Below are 8365 nucleotides of genomic sequence, written 5' to 3' on the forward strand. Positions count from 1 at the left end.
GATCTCGACCTCCTGGATCTCGGTGCGGATCGAGATCATGGCGTCGCAGAACCGGTCGAGCTCGGCCTTCGACTCGCTCTCGGTCGGCTCGATCATCAGCGTGCCCGTGACGGGCCAGCTCATCGTCGGCGCGTGGAAGCCGTAGTCTATGAGGCGCTTGGCGATGTCCTCGGCGCCGATGCCCACCTTCTGGAACGGGCGGACGTCCAGGATGAACTCGTGGGCGACCAGGCCGCCCGGCCCGCGGTAGAGCACGTCGTAGTGGCCCTCCAACCTCTTGGCCATGTAGTTGGCGTTCAGGATCGCGATCTGGCTGGCCTTCTTGAGACCCTCCGCGCCCATCATGGCGATGTAGCCCCACGAGATCAACCCGACGAGTGCGCTGCCGAACGGGGCCGCCGCGACCGGCCCGATGGCCTGGTCGCCGCCCGTCGGCACGACCGGGTGGCCTGGCAGAAACGGCTCGAGCGCCTCGACGACGCCGATCGGTCCCATCCCCGGCCCGCCACCGCCGTGGGGGATGGCGAACGTCTTGTGCAGGTTGAGGTGGCAGACGTCCATCCCGAAGTCGCCCGGCCGGCACAGGCCGACTTGGGCATTCAGGTTGGCGCCGTCCATGTAAACCATTCCGCCGTTGTCGTGGACGATCTGAGCCATCTCGCGGATGGTCGTCTCGAACACGCCGTGCGTGCTCGGGTACGTGATCATGAGTGCCGCCAACGTGTCGGCGTGCTTCTCGGCCTTGGCGCGCAAGTCCTCAAGATCGACCTCGCCGGCCTCGTTGACCTTGACGGCGACCACGTCCATGCCGGCCATCACGGCCGACGCAGGGTTGGTGCCGTGGGCGGAGGTCGGGATCAGGCAGGCCGTCCGCTGGTCGTCGCCGCGCGACTGGTGGTAGGCCCGGATCGTCAGCAGGCCCGTGTACTCGCCCATCGCGCCCGAGTTGGGCTGGAGCGAGACGGCGTCGAACCCAGTGATCTCGGCCAGCCACTCCTCGAGGGTGTCGACGATTTCCTCGTAGCCCTCCGTCTGGTCGTCCGGCGCGAACGGGTGCATGTTGGCGAAGCCGGGGAACGTGACCGGCATCATCTCGGCGGTCGCGTTGAGCTTCATCGTGCACGACCCGAGCGGGATCATGCTGTGAACCAACGAGAGGTCCTTGTTCTCTAGCCGCTTGAGGTAGCGCAGCATCTCGTGCTCGCTGCGGTAGCGCTCGAACGTGGGATGCTCTAGGAAGGACGTCTGACGGGCGTGCAGCCCGTCGTAGCGCCCGTCGCCGTCCTCGAGGTCGCCAGCTCCGAACGCGGAGGCGATGTCGGCCAAGTCGTCGTCGGTGACGGTCTCGTCGAGGGCGACGCCAATCGTGCCGTCTTCGTAGCGGCGCAGGTTGATGCCGAACTGGTCGAAGGCGACGGCGACCGCATCGAGGTCGTCGGTCTCGACGCGCAAGGTGTCGAAAAAGTCGGCGTGCAAGACTTCGTGGCCCGCGGCCTCGAGGGCGTCGGCGAGCCGCTGGGTCTGGCCGTGGACGTACTCGGCGATCTTCGTGAGTCCGCCAGGACCGTGGTAGACGGCGTAGAACCCGGCGATGTTGGCCAACAGAACCTGGGCCGTGCAGATGTTGGACGTCGCCTTCTCGCGGCGGATGTGCTGCTCGCGCGTTTGCAACGCCATGCGGAGCGCCGTGTCACCGTGGCGGTCCTGGCTCACGCCGATGATTCGGCCGGGGATCTTGCGGGCGAACGTGTCGGTCGTGGCGAAGAACGCGGCGTGCGGGCCACCGAAGCCCATCGGGACGCCGAAGCGCTGGCTGGACCCGAGCGCGACGTCCGCGCCCCACTCGCCGGGCGCCTCGATGAGCGTAAGCGCCAACAAGTCGGTCGCGACGGCGAGGTAGCCCTTGACGTCGTGGATGCGCTCGGCCAGTGTCGAGTAGTCGACGATCTCGCCGTCGGTCGTCGGGTACTGGACGAGCGCGCCGATCACGTCGTCGGACGGCTCGACGTCCTCGAGGTCGGCGATCTCGACCTCGATGCCCAACGGGTCGGCCCGCTGCTGGACGACGGCGATGGTCTGGGGGTGACACCGTTGGTCGACGATGAAGCGGGAGCGCTTGCCGCGGTGGGCGCCCCAGAACATCGACATGGCCTCGGCGGCGGCTGTGCCCTCGTCCAAGAGCGAAGCGTTGGCGACGGGCAAGCCGGTTAAGTCGCTGACGACGGTCTGGAAGTTGAGCAGCGCCTCGAGCCGGCCCTGGGCGATCTCGGCCTGGTACGGCGTGTACTGCGTGTACCAGCCGGGATTCTCGAGCACGTTCCGCTGGATGACCGGCGGCAGGACCGTGCCGTAGTAGCCCATCCCGATGTAGCTCCGGGCCGTCTCGTTGAGCTCGGCGATGCCCGTCAGCTCGTCCAGCAGCTCGCGCTCGGAGAGCGGGTCGGGCAGCTCGAGAGGGCGCCCCAGCTGGATGTCGGCCGGGACGGCCGCGTCGCTGAGCGCGTCGAGGGAGTCGGCCTCGAGGGCGGCCAGCATCTCGGCCTGTTCGGACTCGGACGGGCCGAGGTGGCGGTCGGCGAAGCGGTCGGGGTGGGCGGCGAGCGCGAGCGTTTCCATCGAGGTCGGAGGGGGCGGTAGACGGAAGTAACGACGGCGCAGGAGGCAACGGTCCGCCCTCGAGGTCGGGTCACGCGGTCTTCGTCAGGGCGTGGCGTCTGGTCAGCGTCCTCGAGGTCGGTCGGAGCCGTAGAGACGCCCCGCGGGGCGTCCGTGCCATCTCGGTGCATCGTTCTCGATGCGTCCTCGAGGTAGCTAAGCCGCCGCTTGCTCACGCAGCGCCTTGAGCGCCTCGCGCGCCGCGATCTGCTCGGCGCCTTTCTTCGACCGGTCGGAGCCCTCACCGGCGTGCTCGCCCTCGACGACGACCGCCACCGTGAACTGGCGCGCGTGGCTCGGCCCTTCCTCCGAGACCGTTACGTAGATCGGCTGGTCCTGCCCCAGCCCCTGGACGTACTCCAGCAGCCGGCTCTTGTGGTTGCTCTTGTCGGCCGCCGCGACCTCGAGGTCGACGCACTGGTCCAGCACGCGGCGCACAAACCGGTCGGCGGCGTCGAAGCCCAGGTCGAGGTAGATCGCGCCGACGATGGCCTCGAAGGAGTCGGCCAGGATGGTGGCGTTCTGGCGGCCGTCGCTGGCCTCCATGTTGTCGCTCATCAGGACCAGCGCATCGAGGCCGATGGCCGTCGCGTAGCCCGCGAGTGCCTTGCCGTTGACGAGTGTCGCGCGCGTCCGTGTGAGCAGGCCCTCGGCGCGGTCCGGGAACCGGCGGTACAAGACCTCGGCCGTGATCGTGCCCAGGACCGCGTCGCCCAAGAATTCCAGCCGTTCGTTCGACTCGGTCCCGTTGGTCTGGAGCCCGCGGAACAGCGATCGGTGGCGGAGCGCGTGCTCGTACAGGTCGAGGTCGCGGACCGGCACTCCGACCAAGGCCTCGATGGTGCGCCGTGAGACGCCGCGGTCCGTCACTTCGTCGACGGTCCGGACCGGCTCCGGCTCCAGCCCCGTGTCCTCCGGGAGGATGCCGCCGAGCCACGAACGGACCAGGCGGGCGCTTCGGCGGAGGGTTCCTGACGGTGGCATACGACGGGGTGAGCGGGCGTCCAATGTCCGACCCAACCGGGCCGAGAGGCAACCCGGCCGCCGACTTCCCTGCCGGAACTCCGCGTCCGCTGCGATCTCTCACCTCCTCACCCGACCTCGAGGCCGATGCCCACCACCATCAACCCGGCTACCGAGGCCGAGATCGCGCACCACGACTGGACCTCCGACGCCGACCTCGAGGACGCGCTCGCTCGCGCCGCCGACGCCTTCGAGACGCACCGCCGGACGACGTTCGCCGAGCGCGCGTCCTCGATGCGGCGCCTGGCCGATCTCCTCGAGGACGGCGCCGATGAGCACGCGGCATTGATGACGCGCGAGATGGGCAAGCCGCTCGCCCAAGCCGTCGCCGAGGCCAAGAAGTGCGCCTGGGTCTGCCGCTACTACGCCGAGCACGCCGAGCGATTTCTGAGAGACGAGCCGCGCGAGACCGAGGCCCAACGCTCGTTCGTGGCCTATCAGCCGCTCGGACCCGTCCTGGCCATCATGCCGTGGAACTACCCGTTCTGGCAAGTCCTGCGCTTCGCCGCACCGACGATCATGGCGGGCGGCGTCGGCATTTTGAAGCACGCCGAGAACGTGCTGGGCTGCGGCGACCGGATCGCAGAGCTGTTCCTCGAGGCCGGCTTCCCACCGGGCGTTTTCCAGCACGTCGTCCTCGAGGTCGACCGCGTCAAAGGCGTGATCGAGGACGACCGGATCGCGGCGGTCACGCTGACGGGGAGCGAGAAAGCCGGACGTGCGGTCGGAGGACAGGCCGGCGCAGCGCTCAAGCCGTGCGTGCTCGAACTGGGCGGCACCGATGCCTTCATCGTCTTGGAGGACGCCGACCTCGAGGCGGCCGTCGAAACCGGTGTCCGGGCGCGCGTTCAGAACAACGGGCAGTCGTGCATCGCGGCCAAGCGGTTCATCGTCGAGTCGTCGGTCGCAGATGCTTTTACCGAGCGGTTCGTCGAGCGGATGCGCGCCCTCGAGGTCGGCGACCCGACGACGGACGTGGACCTGGGACCGCTAGCGAGAGCAGACCTCCGCGAAACCGTCCACGATCAGGTCCAACGCGCCCTCGAGGGCGGCGCGTCGCTCGCGTGCGGCGGTGAGATTCCCGACGGGACCGGCTTCTACTACCCGCCGACCGTCCTCGAGGGCGTAACCGAAGACTCGGTCGCGTTCCAGGAGGAGATCTTTGGGCCGGTCGCCTCGATCACCGTCGCAGACGGCCTCGAGGACGCGGTCCGGCTGGCGAACGCGACGCGGTTCGGTTTGGGCGGAAGCGTCTGGACGCGCGACCTCGAGGTCGGGGAGCGCGTCGCGCGCGAGGTGCGGTCGGGCGCCGTGTTCGTCAACGAGATGACCAAGAGCCACCCCGCGCTTCCGTTCGGCGGCGTCGGCGACTCGGGGTTCGGCCGCGAGCTCGGCCTCGAGGGCGCGCGAGCGTTCGTCAACGCGAAGACGATCTGGGTGGACTGAGGTAGTGCGTTTGGACCAACCGGTCTCGGAGTGGACAGCCTAGGTTGGCCACATGAGGTCTCTTTTCTGCCTGCTCCTCCTCGCGGTCGTCGGCTGCGACGCATCGGAGCCCGAACCCGCCGCGCCGACGCAGTACGCCGTCGAGGCCGTCCTCGAGGGCGACGTTGTCGAGACCCGCGACGTCTCGGCGGGGACGGTGCTCCGCTTGGTCGGGGCCGCCGGGATCACCGGCGTCCCGTTCCGCGGCGTCCCGGCTGATTCCGCCCTCGAGGACCGCTACCGAGCTGCTCGGATTGCCGCCGACGTGCTCAGCCTCGCCACCGGCGACGCGTACGAGCCGGGCCATTTCCTAGTCCGCAGCGAGACGCCGGGCGGCCCCATCATCCTGGCCCCCGTCTCGTGCGACGAGTCCGCAAATTGCTTGGCGCTGAACTTGGGCGACACACGCATCGAGGGCGATCCCGGCGCCGTATTCTTCCCCGTCCTCGAGGACGCCGAGCGAGGCCCCGTCCTCTTCCTCCGGCCAGTCAGCTTCGGTCTCGGAGGGCGCCTTTTCTTCCAAGGCGCGACCGGATCGACGAGCGTACCGGCTCAGTCCTTGGGAGGAACCACGATCGTCCTCGACGGGCCGAGCGACGAGATCCGCGTCGTCCGCGGGACGGGGCCGACCGACATCCTGGTCGTCGTCAAGCGCGGGACGGACGCGAACGCACGTCTCCTCCAGATCGACGAGACCTCTGTCGAGGTCGAGGTGCCGACCGGATCCGACCCGGTCGAGGTGTACGTCCTCGAGGCCGAGTAGCGCGTGTCCACGCCGGCCGCGTCGTGGGGTACGTTCCTGTCGATCCTCTGCCTGACCCATGGACCCGATCTTCATTCCCATCCTGGCGCTCCTCATCCCGATCGTCGCGATCGTGGCCGGGACGTATCAGAAGATCGCGAAGGCGAAGGCCGAGGCGCAGGCGCAGCTCGGCAAGGCGACGAGCCACCTCGAGGACGAACTGGCCGACGCCCAAGCCGAGCGCGACCGGCTGAAAACCCGCATCGAGGCGCTCGAAGCCATCGTGACGAGCGAGGGGTTCGATCTGGAGCGCGAGGCCCGCAAGGCCGGCATCACCGACCGCCAGGGACGCGTCGACCCGTCGCTGCTAACCGACGACCCGGCCGACCTCGAAGGCGGGACGCGGACGCCGCGCCGACGCGTGCGGTAACGGAATCGGGACGGGTCGTGCCCAGAGTCGCCACCGGATCGACACAATCGGGAGCGCCGGAGTGGGCAGGTTGAGACATCGCACGGCACCACGCCGCTTTTGTCTCCAACATCCCCGTTCGCTATGTCTCCCCGATTCCTGCTGGGCGCCGCCGTCGCAGCCCTCCTGTTCACCGGCTGCGACGCGTCCGACGTCGAGACGGCCGACCTCGACGCCGAGGTCACCGCGACCGTCGCCAGCGCCTTCGCCCTCGAGTCCGACGGCGCCCTCGACGAAGCCGCCCACGCCGCCATCGGAATGGGCTACGCCGAGCTTCGCGGTCCCGCCCACGGCGGCGACGGCTTCGACCGCCCCAACGGCTCGTGTGAGTCCGAGTCCAGCTTCGACGGGACCGCTACGACTGTCACCCTCACGTGCGAGCGCGAGAGCCCGAACGGCCAGCGCGCCCGGTCGTCGGAGCGCGTCGCCACGTTCGCCTACCTCGACGCCGCCGGAACCGCCGTCGAGAGCCCCGAGGACGCCGCGAGCCTGACGTTCTCGATCCTGTCCGGGTCGAGCCAGGCCACGTCGCCTCGTGGATCGCGTGAGATCACGGACATCACGACGACCTACTCCGTCGTCGGCTTGGACACCGAGACGGTGACCGTCGACGGCACCTCGAGCCGGTCCGGCTCCTACGACGTCACGCGCCGCGACGGCTCCACGCGTCAGGCGGACTACACCGTCACGCTCGTCCTCGAGGACGTGACCGGCCCCGCCGGACGGGCCGCCGAGCGCGCTCGCTTCCGCGGTCGCTGGGGCGCTGCCGCCTCCGGTACGGCAACGGGTGTCTACCGCGCGACGGTCACCACAACCGACGCCGACGGCGCGACCTCGACGGAGGACGTCGAGCGCGCGTTCACCATCGAGTTCCCCGTTGAGCGCGAGGGCCGCGCCCGGATCCGGATGGGCGGACGGGACCACCGCGCCGATATGGCATCGGGCGGTGTTCTCTAGCGGGACGTGAGGGAAGCGGCAAGCGTCTTGGACCGCCCCTCAAACCCTGTCATCGCGAGGAGCGACGCGACGCGGCGATCTCGTTCGTCCGCCCTCGAGTGCTCGAAATATCTTCTCGGTCGCTCGCCATGACGTCTGCTTTCTGGAGGGTGATCAGCCCTCTCGCTTCCAGTCCGACCTCGAGGGCGCGCCCTCGAGGACGATCACGCGGCGGCCGCCTTCGGGTAGCCGCCGTGTGGCGTTGTATCCTAATAGATGCACCGCTCGTGCTACGCCATGAAACGATTCCTTGATGCCGTCGCCCCGTCGTTCGCGCTCTTCGGGCCGTTGTTCATCGTTCAGTCGATACCTGGGCTCGCGCTCTGGAAGATGTTGTTCGCGTCCATCGGTGGGTTCATGATCGGGCTGGCGGTCATCGCTGTGATACTCCGCCAGCGGGAGATTGAGGAGAGGCTGGACGCCATCGATGGTGGTGAGCTCGAGATCTCCGAGACAGCACAGAAGGGCGCCCGGATTCGGGGGGCGGTGTAACCACCGCTGCAGGCCGGCATAGGGCTCCTGTGCCCGAGTTCGAGCGAACAGAAGCGCTGTGCCCACACGCCGTCGAGCACCTCTTCGAAGGCGATCGTCTCGCCCGCGAGCGCCCTGGCTCAGGAAGCGCTAGCAACCCTTCACCTTGAAAGTCCCACACCGCGACACCTCTCCGACCTCGAGGCAGCCCGGATACTCCAGCCTCGCTATCGCGACGCTCGTTAGCGTGGGGCGCTAGACTTCGAGAACGCGCCGGACGGCCGCCACGCGCTCCGCGACGCCGCCCTCGAGGACGGTGAACGGGATGCCGCGGATCGTCAGGTCGTTGCGGATCGCGCCGTCTTGGTACTGCTGCACCTGCGGGTGGACGCGCGTCCCGTCCTGGTCGAACGGGATGTCGGGCGCGCAGACGAACGTCCAGGCGTAGCGCTCGCGGCACCGGTCGGCGTAGGTCTGGACCTCGGCGGGGCACTCGCCGAAGAAGAAAAACGCGTACTGCTGCG

8 protein-coding genes are annotated in these 8365 nt (G+C 68.8%); 5 read left to right on the top strand and 3 right to left on the bottom strand.

What is annotated here, in order from left to right; genetic code table 11:
- Both gcvP and rnc read right to left on the bottom strand, forming a co-directional pair.
- The coding region (gene gcvP / locus WBA11_RS09615; RefSeq protein ID WP_424520483.1) for an aminomethyl-transferring glycine dehydrogenase at positions 1-2616 on the bottom strand (2616 nt) is incomplete at its 3' end.
- Positions 2617-2811: 195 nt separating this feature from the next.
- The gene (gene rnc, locus WBA11_RS09620) at positions 2812-3639 is read right to left on the bottom strand and encodes a ribonuclease III (protein ID WP_424520484.1); all 828 of its coding nucleotides are present in this window, start codon (positions 3637-3639) and stop codon (positions 2812-2814) included.
- Positions 3640-3765: 126 nt separating this feature from the next.
- On the opposite strand from rnc, the gene WBA11_RS09625 reads away from it, so the two are divergent.
- The 5 genes from WBA11_RS09625 to WBA11_RS09645 all read left to right on the top strand — a co-directional run bounded on the left by WBA11_RS09625 (position 3766) and on the right by WBA11_RS09645 (position 7862).
- A complete protein-coding gene (locus tag WBA11_RS09625) occupies positions 3766-5124 on the top strand; it encodes an NAD-dependent succinate-semialdehyde dehydrogenase (protein ID WP_424520485.1) in 1359 nt (452 codons plus the stop codon).
- 52 nt (positions 5125-5176) lie between these two features.
- Positions 5177-5926, top strand: coding sequence for a hypothetical protein (locus tag WBA11_RS09630; RefSeq protein WP_424520486.1), 750 nt, complete (start codon positions 5177-5179; stop codon positions 5924-5926).
- Positions 5927-5984: 58 nt separating this feature from the next.
- On the top strand, positions 5985-6335 hold the full coding sequence (locus WBA11_RS09635; RefSeq protein ID WP_424520487.1) for a hypothetical protein: 351 nt from the start codon (positions 5985-5987) through the stop codon (positions 6333-6335).
- Positions 6336-6458: 123 nt separating this feature from the next.
- The gene (locus tag WBA11_RS09640; protein ID WP_424520488.1) at positions 6459-7331 is read left to right on the top strand and encodes a hypothetical protein; all 873 of its coding nucleotides are present in this window, start codon (positions 6459-6461) and stop codon (positions 7329-7331) included.
- Positions 7332-7607: 276 nt separating this feature from the next.
- Positions 7608-7862 carry a hypothetical protein gene (locus WBA11_RS09645; RefSeq protein ID WP_424520489.1) on the top strand — a complete coding sequence of 85 codons (255 nt, stop codon included), beginning with the start codon at positions 7608-7610 and terminating at the stop codon, positions 7860-7862.
- A gap of 234 nt (positions 7863-8096) precedes the next feature.
- Here the strand turns inward: WBA11_RS09645 and WBA11_RS09650 are convergent.
- A partial coding sequence (locus WBA11_RS09650) for an AAA family ATPase (protein WP_424520490.1) occupies positions 8097-8365 on the bottom strand: 269 nt, incomplete at its 5' end.

This window comes from Rubrivirga sp., assembly GCF_049648075.1.
Taxonomy (GTDB): domain Bacteria; phylum Bacteroidota; class Rhodothermia; order Rhodothermales; family Rubricoccaceae; genus Rubrivirga.